This window comes from Oceanobacillus sp. FSL W7-1309 (assembly GCF_038002145.1).
Lineage (GTDB): Bacteria > Bacillota > Bacilli > Bacillales > Amphibacillaceae > Oceanobacillus > Oceanobacillus profundus.
Genome location: NZ_JBBOBX010000002.1, coordinates 1,618,931 through 1,633,181, shown reverse-complemented (window position 1 = coordinate 1,633,181; position 14,251 = coordinate 1,618,931). Strand labels below are relative to the sequence as shown.

The window sequence follows — 14,251 nt, the reverse complement described above, 5'->3', positions numbered from 1 at the left end:
GTCTATTATTATAGTAAACTGATGCAAACGTTAAACAAGACGATCATCGGTTATCGTCTTTTCCTTTGAAACGTTTTTTGCTATACCATGAATGAATTCATTTCTATGTTGACATGTATTCTTTAATCTTAAACAAAAGATATGGTAAAGTAAGATGGTAAGTGAATAATAGAATCTGCGTATTGGCAGGAGAGGTTCGAAATTCCATCCCTCTATAAAAAACTAAGGAGCATGGACAGCATCTTCTTAGTGTTGTCCTTTTTTTATTTGGATGGATACAAGCTCCCAAAGATACAAAATAAACGAAGGAGTGATGATTCATGATGCAACAGATTTATCCAGTTACAGAACATCCCTATGCATATGAACTAAATAAAGATTTTCAATTTGCCGCAGCTCATTATGTACCACATGAGGATGCTGGGAAATGCCAAAATATGCATGGGCATACCTATTTTACAAATGTCACCATTGCTGGAGACGAGCTTGATCACACAGGTTTTTTGGTAGATTTTAAAAAAATAAAAGATTTAATTCATAAGCGATTTGATCATCGTATGATGAACGAAGATACCAAATTCTCCGACCAGGACGCTGAATATTTTCCAACAACAGAAGTGGTTGCCCGTACTATATATGAAATCATTAAGGAATACCTAAACACCCTGTCGAATAACCCAACTTGTGTTCAGGTATATTTAAGGGAAACGCCCACAAGCTATTGTATTTACCGACCGAAGGAGAAAACATTATGAGAAAAATACCTGTACTTGAAATATTTGGTCCAACCATTCAAGGTGAAGGAATGGTCATTGGCCAAAAAACGATGTTTGTCAGAACGGCCGGCTGTGATTATTCCTGCTCATGGTGTGATTCGAAATTCACTTGGGACGGTTCAGAAAAGGAATCGATTCAAATGATGGAACCGCAGAAAATAGTGGATGCCTTATTTGAAAAGGGCGATGGAAGATTTCAGCATGTTACCATCTCTGGAGGGAATCCAGGATTATTGGCACAATTGAATACATTGGTAGATTTACTTCATGAAAATAAGGTGAAGGTTGCATTGGAAACACAAGGTAGCAGATGGCAGAAATGGTTTACAAAGATAGATGATCTGACGATTTCGCCTAAGCCACCGAGCTCTGGAATGACTACAAATTTTGAAACATTGGATTTTATCATCCGTTCATTAGAGGAAAAGCAACAAGGCAATTTCAGTTTAAAGGTGGTCATCTTTGAGAAAGGAGATTTGCAATATGCCATCAACATACACAAAAGGTATCCTGATGTAGAATTGTTTCTGCAAGTGGGTAATGATGATTTGGAAACAGTAGAACAGGATAAGTTGTTACCATATTTACTTGAAAAATACGAACGATTGGTTGACCTTGTAATGAATAATTCAGAATTGAACGACGTTCGGGTATTGCCACAGCTTCACACTTATTTATGGGGGAATAAACGTGGTGTTTGATATAAGTCCCTTTAAAGTCCATTTCCAATAGCGAATGTGAAACTTTAATAGGTGATCTTGAACTTAAGGGTGCAAATCTTGAATAAAGAATTGTACCCTTATTTATTAATATATATCTAAAACGAAACCCATTAGTTTGACGAACTATTCCTTTTCATTTCCGTTATGCTAAAATAAACTATATATCAATATGATAGGAGAGGAATGTCTAATGAGTGAAAAAGCATTATACTATTTGAAGGACAACCGAGAACGTCTGCTAACCAAATTGAGTGATTTCCTGGCGATTCCGAGTGTGAGTACGGATAGTGCATACAAAGGAGATGTAACTCGTGCGGCAGACTTTATTGTTACATACTTAAAAGAGATTGGTTTTGACAAGGTAGAAAAGCAGGAGACAGAAGGTCATCCACTTGTATATGCTGCGTACAATGGGGCGGGAGAAGATGCCCCAACAGTGCTTTTTTACGGGCACTATGATGTCCAGCCAGTAGACCCGATAGACCAATGGAAAAGTGATCCTTTTCAAGCAGAGGTAAGAGATGGTCGCCTTTATGCACGTGGTTCAAGTGATGATAAGGGACAAGTATTTATGCACTTGGCAGTTTTTGAGGCTTATATGAAAACCGAAGGAAAACTGCCGCTCAATGTAAAGGTATGCATTGAAGGGGAAGAAGAGATTGGCAGCGAGAATTTGTACAACATTTTACAAGAAAAGAAAGAGCAATTTCAAGCAGATTTTGCAGTTATCTCTGATTCCGGTATGGCGGCGAAAAATCAACCAACCATTCTATATGGGTTAAAAGGATTTACGGGCATTGAAATTACCGTAAATGGGCCCGATCATGATTTGCATTCCGGTATGTATGGTGGTGCAGTAAGAAACCCGATTATCGCATTAAGCCACATACTCGCATCAATGAAGGATGAAAATGAAGTAATCACAGTAGATGGTTTTTATGACGATGTAGAACCACTGAGTGGTGCTGAAAGGAAATTAATGGAACAAGCTCCAAGTGAGGATTTTGTTGAAGCAACTGGTATACCTGAGACGGTATCTGAAAAAGGGTATACGGCTAAAGAACACACGATGGGACGTCCGACATTTGAAATAAACGGAATCTATGGCGGATATCAAGGAGAAGGAACGAAAACTATAATTCCATCTTCTGCAACTGCAAAAATAACCTGTCGACTTGTTCCTGGACAAGATCCTGAAAAAATTCAGGAATTACTAGAAGCACATGTCAATAAAGTTGCTCCTGCAGGTGTAACACTAGAAGTGAAAAAAGAAAAACTATCTTCTAAAGCATATAAAGTAGAGCCGAACCATCCACTCATTAAAAAGGCTGCTGCCAGTTATACGAAAGCTTTTGATAAAGAAACAATTTTCATTCGCATGGGTGGTTCGATTCCTGTCGTAGAATGGATTGAGGAAATTTACGATATGCCAATTGTTTTATTAGGATTTGGAACACCAGAGGATCGCTTGCATTCACCAAATGAAAGCTTCCCGTTAGATAGCTTTGATAAAGGGATGGAAACACTCGTATACTACTGGGATGAAATTAATAAGGAATGATTAAAGTACCCCGTTTCTCCTTTTCGGATTCGGGGTAATTCTGTATTAAGATAAATAAAAATATGAAAAACCGTTAAAAGGAGAGAGTGGAAATGAAATATGCCATTGTTACCGGGGTCTCGAAAGGGCTTGGAGAATCGATTGCCAAGTTGTTTATTGATTTAAATATTCATGTAATTGGACTTTCTCGTAGTACGAATAATCAGTTAGAAAATCACGGAGATTTATTCACGCATATCTCTTGTGATCTGGCAAATATCAATACATTGGATTCAGTATGTGATGAAATTAGCGATGTTATTTTCTGGGAGGAAGCGACAACGGTTTATTTAGTAAATAACGCTGCTACGGTTGAGCCAATTGCTCAATCGATGCATATAAAGACTACAGATCTTACAAAACATGTGAATCTCAATACGATTGCTCCGATGGCAATAACAAATTATTTCCTAAAAAAGACAACGGAAAAAGGGGTTCAGTTAATTAGCGTTGTAATCACTTCTGGTGCAGCTGAAAAGCCATCTTATGGCTGGAGTGCTTACTGTTCAACTAAAGCGAGTGTGAACATGTATACGAAAACTGCTGCACTTGAACAGGAAGAATTGAAGAATGGTCATAAAATAATCGCGTTTAGTCCAGGAATTATGGATACAAACATGCAAGAGAAAATACGTTCAAGCTCTGAAGATGAATTTGCCGATGTGGAAAAGTTTAAAGAATTTAAGGATAATAACTTGCTAAAAGATACAGATTTAGTTGGTGGAGTAGTGGTTGATATTTTAACAGATGATGATGTGGAAAACGGAAAAATTTATCATGTGCGTGATTATGTATAAGTATTTTTAGAAAAAAAAATGAGTAAATAGCCCTCCCAATTTGATGAACGCAGCATAAAGTAAAGTAGTCTTGAAAATAGGGAGGGGAAAAAATGAGTAAAGATGTTGGAGGTAAAGAGTTCGGCTCTGGCGGTTTCGCCTTGTTAGTCGTATTATTTATTTTATTAATAATCATTGGCACTGCTTATACAGGCGGGGGCAATGGAGGCTATGGTGGCTACTGCTGCTAAGAAATAGAATACAATAAGATGAGGTGCTTTCGCATTTCGTCATCATAATAAAAATGCAGCAGTTATCCTGCTGCATTTTTATTTGGAATCAAATATGTTCCATGTTTTAAACTTTACATAATGGTTTACAATGACGTAAAGTGTGTGTCATGAATTTCATTTTGCGCATTTGTCCATTACGTTTGAATAATATAGTATAGTAGACTGTTACTGAAAGTAATTTTATTTTATGATAAAATTTATTTTGTATATTTCCTGTTATTAACCATAATGACTTAACAATAAGTGTTCGTAATGTTGACGATAAAAGAGAGGAAGATGACCAATGATTACACGAAAAAGTAAACGTGAGATTGAGCAAATGCAAGCTGCTGGTGATGTGCTTGTTGCGTGTCATAAAGCGATAGCTGATATGATAAAACCTGGGGTTACAACCATGGAGATTAATGATTTTGTAGAAAAGTTTCTATCTGAACGGGGAGCGACACCTGAGCAGAAAGGATATAACGGCTATCCGTATGCAATTTGTGCATCAATTAATGATGAGATATGTCATGGCTTCCCGAGAGAAGAAAAATTGCAAGATGGTGATATTGTTACAATAGATATGGTTGTGAATCTTAACGGTGGGCTAGCCGATTCAGCATGGACGTATGCAGTTGGAGAAGTTGATGGGGTAGGAAAACGCCTCATGGATGTCACGAAAACAGCTCTGTATAAAGGGCTTGAACAAGCCCAGGTAGGTAAGCGTATTGGAGATATTGGCCATGCTATTCAAACCTATGCAGAAGGAGAAGGCTTTTCTGTTGTTCGTGATTTCACTGGGCATGGAATTGGACCGACGATTCATGAAGATCCGCATATCCCGCATTTCGGCTTGCCTAATAAAGGATTGCGTCTTAAAGAGGGTATGGTGATCACAATCGAACCGATGATTAATGAAGGAAGCTGGGAAAGTCAAATGGATGAAAATAACTGGACAGCACGAACTATTGATAAAGGACGCTCAGCACAGTATGAGCATACAATTGTAATTACAAAGGATGGACCACTTTTAACGACGGATCAAGACAAGGAATAAAAGTACGTTACGGGGAGACGATTGTCTATGCGTGTTGTATCAATCTGTCCGAGCAATACGGAAGTTTTAGCATATTTGGGAAAACTTGATGTGTTAGTTGGTGTAGACGATTATTCAGACTGGCCGAAGAGGGTATTGGATTTACCGAAAGTTGGGCCCGATCTTTCCATCGATATGGACAAAGTAGAAGCATTGCAGCCAGACCTCATACTAGCTTCTTTAAGTGTTCCTGGAATGGAAAAGAATATCGAGGAGCTAGATGCTAGAAAGCTCCCTTATATTATTTTGAATCCGAATTCTTTAGAAGAAATAGCAAATGATATTCGAGTAGTTGGAGAAGCTCTAAATGCTAAATCACTTGGAGATGTGAAAGCTCACGAATTCCTTGCTGAAGTGAAGGCTTATAAAGAAAAGGCACTCGAACAAGAACATAAACCAACCTTATATTGGGAATGGTGGCCAAAACCAGTTTTTACTCCGGGATATGTAAATTGGCTTACAGAAATAAGTCAATTGGCAGGAGCAGCAAACATTTTCGCAACGGAACATGTTGCTAGTTATCAAACAAATTGGGATGAAGTAAAAAAAAGAGATCCAGATCATATTTGTATGGTTTGGGTAGGAATAAAAGAAGATAAGATGCGACCTGAATTAGTAAAAAAGCGACCAGGCTGGAATGAAATGAAAGCAATTCGAAATAACAATATTCATGTTTTAGAAGAATCGCTCTTTTGCAGACCGTCACCAAGGTTGCTTGAAGGCTTAAGAAAGTTATCAAAAATAATATGAGGCTTTTCCTTATCGGGAAAGCCTCATATTATTTTTTTGAGGATAGGTAACTATAAAAATTTGAATGCTGTGGATTACATATTTACCGAAACAGCCATGTCCAGCTTCAGCGCCACGCGCTTTTGTTCAATCGAAACACATTAGTAACTTATTTTTTCAATGTTGCCGTTTTTGCTCCGAATAAAACCGTAATAACAGGGCTGAGCAGGCAGAAAAATGCGAATGGCAAATAATCTAGTACAGGTACATCTAGTACATCTGCAATAAATACACCACAAACACTCCAAGGAACGAGTGGATTAATCACGGTTCCTGCATCCTCCAGAGATCTAGAAAGAGCCTTTTTAGTTAGACCAGCTTTTTCATATACCGTTTTAAACGTTTCTCCAGTAAGTAGAATGGATAAATATTGTTCGCCAATTAGGACGTTGACACCAATTGCTGTAGCAGCAGTTGCAGCGATAATGGAACGTGCTTTACGTAATTTTTCCTGAAAAGTGGCTAGCATCGTAGGAATAATCCCAGTGACAAATAATAGACCACCAAAGCTTAAAGCTAAAATAACGAGTGAGATTGTGAAGAGCATACTGTTTATGCCGCCTTTGGACAGCAACTCATTAACCGGTTCGAAATTTGTAGCCCCTGTGTAGCCATTAAACCAATACGCCCAAATTTCTGACCAAGTATGGTCACTTGTTATTCTTGCTATAAATGTTGCCACCAAACTGCTTACAGTTAAGGCAATAAAAGCCTGGACTTTAATAATTGTGCAAATAACGAGAACGATCAATGGAATCCATGATAACCAATGAATTAATCCAGAAGCTTGTAATGCTTCACGGTAGGATACGATACTTTGTAGAGACGTATTTTGTTCTGGCGATATTAAAACAAATAAAATTAACGAAATGATAAAAGCTGGTATCGTTGTTAAACTAATATGCTTTATATGGTCAAATAAATCTACTCCAACGATAGTTGAAGCAAGATTGGTTGTATCAGATAGCGGCGACATTTTATCCCCAAAGAAAGCACCAGAAACGATTGCACCTGCTGTAATTGCTAAGGAAGCTTCCATTGCACCTGCCATTCCAATAAAGGCGACGCCAACAGTTGCAGTCGTCGTTAAGGAACTACCTAGTGTTACGCCTATAATCGCAGTAACAGCAAAGACAATCCCATAAAACCAAGTTCCGCCAATGATTGTGAAGCCAGCATTGATTAGTGCTGGGATGGTCCCGCTAACCATCCAACTGCTAATTAGAATCCCAATAAGGAAGAATAAGAAAATAGCTCCCATACCTGATTGTGCTCCTGAAATCATGGCATCTTGTAGTTCTTTAAAAGTGATACGTTTAAATAAACCGTATGCAACAAGTATAAAAATCCCGAGTAAAATAGGTATATGTGGCACAGCTTCTAATCCAATGATAAAGTAGCTGATTAAACCGATAATCAGTAAAAAAAAGAAAATTGCTTCGATAAATGAAGGTTGATGCTTTGGGTTAATTGGAATCATGATGTTTACTCCTTTTGAAGATATTAAAAAACTTGGTCTGTGGCTGTTACCAAATACAAAAAAGCTCCGTCCCCTAAAAAAGGGACGAAGCTATACTCCGCGTTACCACCCTGATTGGTGAAATACAATTCACCCGCTCATTGTATGCAATCCTTTGAATAGTTCATGCTAACATTCAGCATATATCTAGACAGGATTTGTAATTCAACTATTTTCCGCCAAAGCTTGCACCACCCGCTTTGTCTCTATTCTTTGCTAAAAAATAATCTACTTCGAATCCCTAGGATAAATTGCGTAATTCAATTATGTAATATTGACTATACATGCTCCAATCTTCATTTGTCAACACCTCCTATAAGATAGAATCCTTCCATTTTAGGAAATATTCAGTTATACTATAAAGAATTTTATATGCGTTACCAGGCTGTAATTCCCATCACCACGAAGATCGAGAGCAAAAACAAGAGAAAGGGGAGGAAGACACTATATTCTGCCTTAGCTTTATTATGTTTTATCAACTAGCAATAGAGTACTGCTAAAAGAGGAAGTTTTATTTTACTTGAGGAGGCTTGTGAGACATTGTGTTAAAAGAAGAACAACATTCGTATACTTCTATACATATGATTCGAAAAGGGTTTGCAACAGGGTTTCCAATAATTCTTGGTTATTTGCCAGTTGCGATTACATATGGAGTTCTAGCCAAGCAAGCAGGGATGTCATTAACAGAATTAACATTGATGAGTGCTTTGGTCTATGCAGGTGCCAGTCAGTTTATGGCAGTGAATATGTTTGCGGTTGGAACAGGAGCATTGGAAATTATTATTGCAACCTTTGTCCTGAATTTCCGGCATTTTGTTATGAGTTTATCTTTTATGAATCAGCTCAAAAAAATTAAACTAAAATGGAAAATTCCATTAGCTTTCGGATTGACCGATGAATCGTTTGCAGTCTCTGCAATGAATTCGAAAGAAGCAAGCATGAAAAAGGGTGCTTTATTCTATGGCACGATTCTTGCTAGCGCATATTTATCATGGGTTTTTGGTTCTCTGCTTGGTGGTATGCTTGGAGATATCATACCCCAAAAACTTAGTCAAAGTATGGGGATCGCATTGTATGCCATGTTTATTGGACTGCTCATTCCATCCATTAAACAGGAAACAAGAATAGCTGCGATTGCAATTGTAGCAATGCTAGTCAACGCAGGATTTGTTCAGCTGGGGATGAGTACTGGTTGGGCAATCGTTGCTGGAACGATTATTGGTGGGTTTAGCGGCATTTATTTCCTAGGGGAGGAACGCACATGATTATTTTGATGATTATTGGGATGTCATTAGCCACAATGCTGCCAAGGGTTATTCCTGCTGTTATCATTGAAAAAATGCAGTTTCGTCCTTGGATTAATAAGTGGTTGAGTGCAATACCATATGCAGCACTAGGAGCTTTAATTTTTCCTGGTATTATGTCTGTTAAACCAGAAGAGCCTCATCATGGAATGATAGGTGGACTTGTGGCAGTTGTACTGGCATACTTTGGATTAAATATTATTTTAGTTGTCTTAGGAGCAATTCTTACTGTTTTTTTATTATCATTTTAAAAAAGCTCCTGATCAATAATCAAAAAATAGGCTTAGCGATGATTTGCTAAAGCCTATTTTCCTCCATATGGTTCAATATGGATATGCGCATGTGTGATGCGATGCTTTTTAAATAAATAGTCTTCAATTCTTTCCGTAATGCGGTGACTTTCTGCTACATTCAAAGTTGGGTCAACTAAAATGGTGATCTCAATTAATGCTTGATTACCATGGACTCTCCCTTTGACATCAACGACTTCTATAACCTCAGGTACTTTGATAATGCTTTTCTTAATCATTTCCAGCTGTTCTTCATCGAATCCATCTGTTAGTGTGTGTGTGGCATCTTTAAAGATATCCCATGCTGTTTTACAAATAATAATTCCGACGACCATTCCAGCTAATGGATCGAGCCAGAAAAGCCCAAACTGTGCCCCGCAAATACCGATAAATGCCCCAATACTTACAAGCGCATCTGAACGATTATCCTGTGCAGCAGCGTTTAATGAGCTGCTCTCAATTCTTTTAGCAAGTTTAGCATTATAGCGATATACAAATAACATAACAACTGCAGAACCTAAAGCGGTCCATGCTGTTAACATGCTTGGCTGTGAAGCTTCAGCGGCAGCCATACTTTTCAATGTATCGTATATCACTTGTACGCCAATAAACATCATGATAAAAGCTGCAAATAATGCTGCAACGGTTTCAGCCCGGTAATGTCCATAGCGATGATCCTTATCTGGCGGCTTTCTTGATATTTTTAGGCCGATTAACACAGCAACAGAAGCAATTACATCCGTAATATTATTTAATCCATCTGCATAAAGGGCAGCAGAGTCTCCAATTGTAGCGATATATAATTTAATAATGGCAAGCGTAATATACGCAAAAATGCTTAGCCATGCGCCTTTTTCTCCCATTTTCAGGTTTTCTGAATGATTCATCCTAAATGCCTCCACATTTAATTGTTTCCATTTTTATATAGCTTTAACAGTCTATCAGAGCAAGACATGGTGGGTCTAGAGAAACATTCAAGACCCTGGTTATATGTATTGAAGGGTGTGAAGGATGTTTACAGAGGGAAAAATTAGAAACGAAAGTGGAAGTGTCCTTACAGAATACAAAATGCGATGTCCGATTATGCGTCTGTATTGTGGGATGATTTGACCAGGTGAACATGCTTAGCTTATGTAGGAAATGTTAAGGTAACATATTCCTTATGCCGACATTAGGTTTTAGCTAAGATTTAGTCGCAACTAGGTTACAACAGCATTTAAGTTTTTGTACCAAATCGCCTAAAAAAGTTGTTTTTAGTTGAAATTATTCTAAAAATTTAGGATAATAATAAAAAGGGAACAAAGGGGGCATGTTCCATGAAGAAGGAAAAAATAGTATATCGATTTTATCGCTATGAAGGTGAAAAGCTACAAGCAAAAAGAGAAATACCTTATGAATTAAGACTCTTTTCCCGATTGATTTTGGATGAGCTTTGTTTTAACTGGAATAAAAATCGATTAGAAGAAGACATCAATAGCTCCATTGAGAAAGGTAATAAAGAGGAATTTCTTAAAGCAAGTGAATCATACAGACACTTTATATGGGAGTAACAATACCAAGTCTTACCGTTATGGTGAGGCTTTTTCTTGCTGCTTCATTATAAAAATTCTTCTAAAGCTTTGGCTAACCTAGTTTTGGGAGCCTTTACTTTATTTCTACATATATTATTTTTGTAAATTTTACAATGTTGTTATTTCCAAACAGGAAAAGTTTGGTATGCTAACAAAAGGGGTGAAAATTGATGGGAAATAAAAAGAAAATACAACGCAGCTGGATGTTATATGACTTTGGTAATTCAGCATTTGCAACAACGATAATGGCGGCGGTACTTCCTGTTTATTATTCTAGTGTAGCGGCCTCTGGTTTAGAGGAAGGATTGGCTACAAGCTATTGGGGCTATTCGCAGTCCATTTCTGTTTTAATCGTGGCTGTGCTTGCGCCAATTTTAGGTGCCATTAGTGATTTCTCTGCAGCCAAGAAAAAATTTCTTCAGTTTTTTGCATTTATGGGTATCATAGCAAGTATTTTACTGTTTTTTGTTGGTGAAGGGGATTATATATTAGCCTCCGTACTATTTATAGTTGGTTCCATCGGTTTTTCTGGTGCGAACGTGTTCTATGATGGATTTCTTCCAGAAGTCGCCACGAAAGACGAAATTGATCGTGTTTCATCTGGTGGTTTTGCCTATGGATACATAGGCGGAGGAATATTGTTAGCGATTAATGTTTTAATGATTTTAAATCCCGGCTGGTTCGGGCTACCAGATACGGAGATGTCTACTCGAGTTGCTTTTGTCACCGTTGGGATTTGGTGGTTAATCTTCTCCATCCCACTCATTAAAAACATAAAAGAAGAAAAGAAAGTTGAAGTAAAACGTGATAGGTCATATGTTGCTATTGGTTTTTCCCGAGTAGGAAATACATTTAAAGAAATGAAGCAATATAAACAGCTGCTTATTTTCTTGCTGGCTTTCTGGCTTTATAATGATGGAATATCAACGATTATTCGGATGGCTACTGTTTATGGCAGTGAAATTGGGATAGCGCAGAATGATTTAATTGTCGCCCTATTAATTACACAATTTGTCGGAATTCCTTTTACATTTTTCTTTGGGTGGCTAGCTTCAGTCATTACAGCTAAAAAAGCATTAAATATTACGTTATTCGTTTATCTTGGTATTGTCATAATTGGATACTTTATGACCTCTGCATTGCATTTTTATATTTTGGCTATTGTAGTTGGAATGGTCCAAGGGGGAGCACAATCCCTAAGTCGCTCCATTTTCGGTCGGATGGTTCCAGCAAATAAACATGCGGAATTCTTTGGATTCTATGGAATATCCTCTAAATTCGCAGCTGTGATTGGACCATTTATGTTTGCCTTTGTAGGTCAAGTAACAGGAAGCAGTAGACTTGGAATTGTTTCACTTATCGTATTCTTTATTGCAGGTATTATTATCCTGAGGTTTGTTGATGTTGAAAAAGGAATGCAAGATGCGGAACGACTGACAAACCCTAAAGGTGTAGTAGAGGTAAAACCGAAATAGCATCATGTCATCAAAAATTGTTTGCTAGTAGTGCTGACAAAAATTAGGCTCGGGATATACAAGTTATTGTCTATCCCGAGCTATCTATATAGACCCTCTGAGTATTTTTACTCGAGGAATTTATTTTAATCGTGTAAAAACTATACTAATGTCTAAACAATTGGATCACTATATTTATTTTTAAGGCCGAGTTTTAACGGCTTACCAGTATCATATGAAATATTATCAATAAGTTCGCTTAATCGTTGTTCGGATGAGTTGGCACTGTTTTCCCAATAGTTTTGAAGCTGTGACAAAATTTCAATGCCTTCTACTCGCGCTTTATCGTATAGCTCAATAAAGCTATGGTTTGAGGCTTCATTTGTTGCAGGGTGATACCAGGTTGTATGATTTAAATTCAAGTAATCAACATTTGTTTTTACTGGTTGATGTGAATAGGATGAAATCAATGAGCGTAGCATGAAGTTTTTCCAACCATAAGGATCCATAAGTATCTTCAATGCAAGCAGCATATCTCGGTATGCTTTTTGAATATATTCAGATGTATCTCGATTTAATTCTGGATAGTGTTTCTTTATTGTTTCGTGAAGCAATTCTCGTACTTCGAGATTTAGTGTTCTGCCAACATCAATTTCCTTATATACAGGCGTTTTCCACGTTTTTAATTTATGGTATTTTTCCATCATTAACGTATCAATAATAATTTCCAGCTTTTGATGATTACTTCCCTCATAGCCAGCGCGATAATGAATATATGGATGCGTATTACGATCAAGGATATGGTGGGTGATAAATCCGGTAACATAGGCTTTTACCTCGCTACATTGGCCCTTCGCTTTTCGAATCAAATCCATTAGGAAATCGCCACAGCGTTCCGTATGAAGTGTCATACCGACTTCATGGACAGGTTCATCCTTTATCCATGGCCAGAAGTTATAATAGAAAAATGGATCTGGTCCTTGCGCGCCTAGTTTCATATAAGGTTCATATTGTGAAAATGGATAAGGCTGTTTGACGGAATCAATCACATCTTCGCAAAATAAAATATGTGTCCATGTATTTGGCATAGCGACATCCTCCTTCTTGAAGTATTTGGAAAACCTTTAGGACAGTGAAAAGTATGAAGTCTTCCTTAAATTAAAGCTATGTAACGTATTATATCGAAATATCAGTAGTTGGTGGTCTGTAGAGTAGTACAATTTTGTGTCATTACATATTTTTTCCAGTGTTTATGTTCATGTTTAGTATTCTAAATGATTAATAATGCAGTGTACATGGTGTGCTATACTATAAAAAAATAAGGATGATAGGATAGATGAAACAAATGAAGCGGCTTTCCGATAATATAGCAGAAGATATTTTATCAATGATTACGATCGAAGAAAGATTTTTACCAGGTGATAAACTGCCGAACGAAATTGAGTTATCAGAGGAACTTCAGATTAGCAGAACGACATTGCGTGAAGCGATTCGAATATTAGTAACAAATGGAGTATTGGAAATTAAACGAGGCAAAGGTACATTTGTGAAAAAGGAAGTTGATTTACATGATACCATGCAATCATTGAATGGTCTTTCCCATGCAAGAATAAATGCGAAAGACCTGTATGAAATGCGTCTGATTTTTGAGCCGGAAGCAGCCTATTATGCGACGTTACGAGCGAGTGATGCTGAGCTAAGTCGCATATTAGAGTATGGAAATCAGATTGAACAAAAAATTGACCAGGGTGAGGATCGGACAGATGTTGAACAGAAATTTCATAAATCGATAGCCAAGGCTACTCATAATGAATTTATCGACAAGCTTATGCCAGTTGTTTTTCAGGCAATTGATAAAGGAGTCCAATTGTCCCAAAAAAATGAGCAAGTCGTAAAAGATACGTTGAATGATCATAAGCTGATTATGGAATTTATGAAAGCCCGTAATCCTGAGGGAGCCAGAAGTGCAATGAAAATTCACATTTTACACGCGATGAAAGACTTAAGAATTGAATAACAGTTTATTAGGAGAAGTTCAGAAAGTCTGGTGAAATGTCACAGAAAGAGTTTTATTTAACT

Annotated in this window: 15 protein-coding genes and 1 riboswitch; of the genes, 12 read left to right on the top strand and 3 right to left on the bottom strand. The window is 37.4% G+C overall.

The genetic code is table 11. The features are described from left to right. The first annotated feature begins 185 nt into the window (after nucleotides 1-185). Nucleotides 186-232: riboswitch (PreQ1 riboswitch) on the top strand. Between the two features lie 88 nt (nucleotides 233-320). The 7 genes from queD to NST46_RS20685 all read left to right on the top strand — a co-directional run bounded on the left by queD (nucleotide 321) and on the right by NST46_RS20685 (nucleotide 5,995). Beyond that, entirely contained in the window at nucleotides 321-755 is a 435-nt protein-coding gene (gene queD / locus NST46_RS20715) for a 6-carboxytetrahydropterin synthase QueD (RefSeq protein ID WP_095309732.1), read from the top strand. Continuing rightward, entirely contained in the window at nucleotides 752-1,477 is a 726-nt protein-coding gene (gene queE / locus NST46_RS20710) for a 7-carboxy-7-deazaguanine synthase QueE (protein WP_095309730.1), read from the top strand. Before queD ends, queE begins: the two co-directional genes overlap by 4 nt. 211 nt (nucleotides 1,478-1,688) lie before the next feature. Further along, nucleotides 1,689-3,059 (top strand): dipeptidase, encoded by a 1,371-nt coding sequence (locus NST46_RS20705; protein WP_303448493.1) that lies wholly within the window; start codon nucleotides 1,689-1,691, stop codon nucleotides 3,057-3,059. 92 nt (nucleotides 3,060-3,151) lie between these two features. Beyond that, nucleotides 3,152-3,895, top strand: coding sequence for a (S)-benzoin forming benzil reductase (locus NST46_RS20700; RefSeq protein WP_095309726.1), 744 nt, complete (start codon nucleotides 3,152-3,154; stop codon nucleotides 3,893-3,895). Nucleotides 3,896-3,987: 92 nt separating this feature from the next. Further along, entirely contained in the window at nucleotides 3,988-4,125 is a 138-nt protein-coding gene (locus tag NST46_RS20695; protein WP_095309724.1) for a YjcZ family sporulation protein, read from the top strand. Nucleotides 4,126-4,450: 325 nt separating this feature from the next. Beyond that, nucleotides 4,451-5,206 (top strand): type I methionyl aminopeptidase, encoded by a 756-nt coding sequence (gene map / locus NST46_RS20690; protein WP_118888691.1) that lies wholly within the window; start codon nucleotides 4,451-4,453, stop codon nucleotides 5,204-5,206. A 27-nt stretch (nucleotides 5,207-5,233) separates the two neighbouring features. Further along, complete coding sequence (locus NST46_RS20685; RefSeq protein WP_303448484.1) at nucleotides 5,234-5,995, top strand: cobalamin-binding protein; 762 nt, start codon at nucleotides 5,234-5,236, stop codon at nucleotides 5,993-5,995. A 148-nt stretch (nucleotides 5,996-6,143) separates the two neighbouring features. Here NST46_RS20685 and nhaC read toward each other — a convergent pair whose 3' ends face one another. Continuing rightward, nucleotides 6,144-7,514, bottom strand: a complete 1,371-nt coding sequence (gene nhaC / locus NST46_RS20680) for a Na+/H+ antiporter NhaC (RefSeq protein WP_341137692.1) — start codon at nucleotides 7,512-7,514, stop codon at nucleotides 6,144-6,146. Between the two features lie 620 nt (nucleotides 7,515-8,134). On the opposite strand from nhaC, the gene NST46_RS20675 reads away from it, so the two are divergent. Continuing rightward, entirely contained in the window at nucleotides 8,135-8,818 is a 684-nt protein-coding gene (locus NST46_RS20675; RefSeq protein ID WP_095310045.1) for an AzlC family ABC transporter permease, read from the top strand. After that, nucleotides 8,815-9,108 carry an AzlD domain-containing protein gene (locus tag NST46_RS20670; protein ID WP_118888694.1) on the top strand — a complete coding sequence of 98 codons (294 nt, stop codon included), beginning with the start codon at nucleotides 8,815-8,817 and terminating at the stop codon, nucleotides 9,106-9,108. The genes NST46_RS20675 and NST46_RS20670 overlap by 4 nt, the downstream gene beginning before the upstream one ends. 53 nt (nucleotides 9,109-9,161) lie before the next feature. On the opposite strand, the gene NST46_RS20665 is transcribed toward NST46_RS20670, so the two are convergent. Then, nucleotides 9,162-10,034, bottom strand: a complete 873-nt coding sequence (locus NST46_RS20665; RefSeq protein WP_095309713.1) for a cation diffusion facilitator family transporter — start codon at nucleotides 10,032-10,034, stop codon at nucleotides 9,162-9,164. A gap of 429 nt (nucleotides 10,035-10,463) precedes the next feature. Between NST46_RS20665 and NST46_RS20660 the strand changes: the two genes are divergently transcribed. Both NST46_RS20660 and NST46_RS20655 read left to right on the top strand, forming a co-directional pair. After that, nucleotides 10,464-10,697: an IDEAL domain-containing protein gene (locus tag NST46_RS20660; RefSeq protein ID WP_118888695.1), complete on the top strand. Its 234-nt coding sequence runs from the start codon at nucleotides 10,464-10,466 to the stop codon at nucleotides 10,695-10,697. Between the two features lie 191 nt (nucleotides 10,698-10,888). Then, on the top strand, nucleotides 10,889-12,193 hold the full coding sequence (locus NST46_RS20655) for an MFS transporter (RefSeq protein ID WP_118888696.1): 1,305 nt from the start codon (nucleotides 10,889-10,891) through the stop codon (nucleotides 12,191-12,193). Nucleotides 12,194-12,345: 152 nt separating this feature from the next. Here the strand turns inward: NST46_RS20655 and NST46_RS20650 are convergent, their stop codons facing one another. Further along, nucleotides 12,346-13,260 carry a zinc dependent phospholipase C family protein gene (locus tag NST46_RS20650; protein WP_118888697.1) on the bottom strand — a complete coding sequence of 305 codons (915 nt, stop codon included), beginning with the start codon at nucleotides 13,258-13,260 and terminating at the stop codon, nucleotides 12,346-12,348. A gap of 248 nt (nucleotides 13,261-13,508) precedes the next feature. On the opposite strand from NST46_RS20650, the gene NST46_RS20645 reads away from it, so the two are divergent. Beyond that, on the top strand, nucleotides 13,509-14,189 hold the full coding sequence (locus NST46_RS20645) for a FadR/GntR family transcriptional regulator (RefSeq protein WP_118888698.1): 681 nt from the start codon (nucleotides 13,509-13,511) through the stop codon (nucleotides 14,187-14,189). The last annotated feature ends 62 nt before the right edge of the window (nucleotides 14,190-14,251 follow it).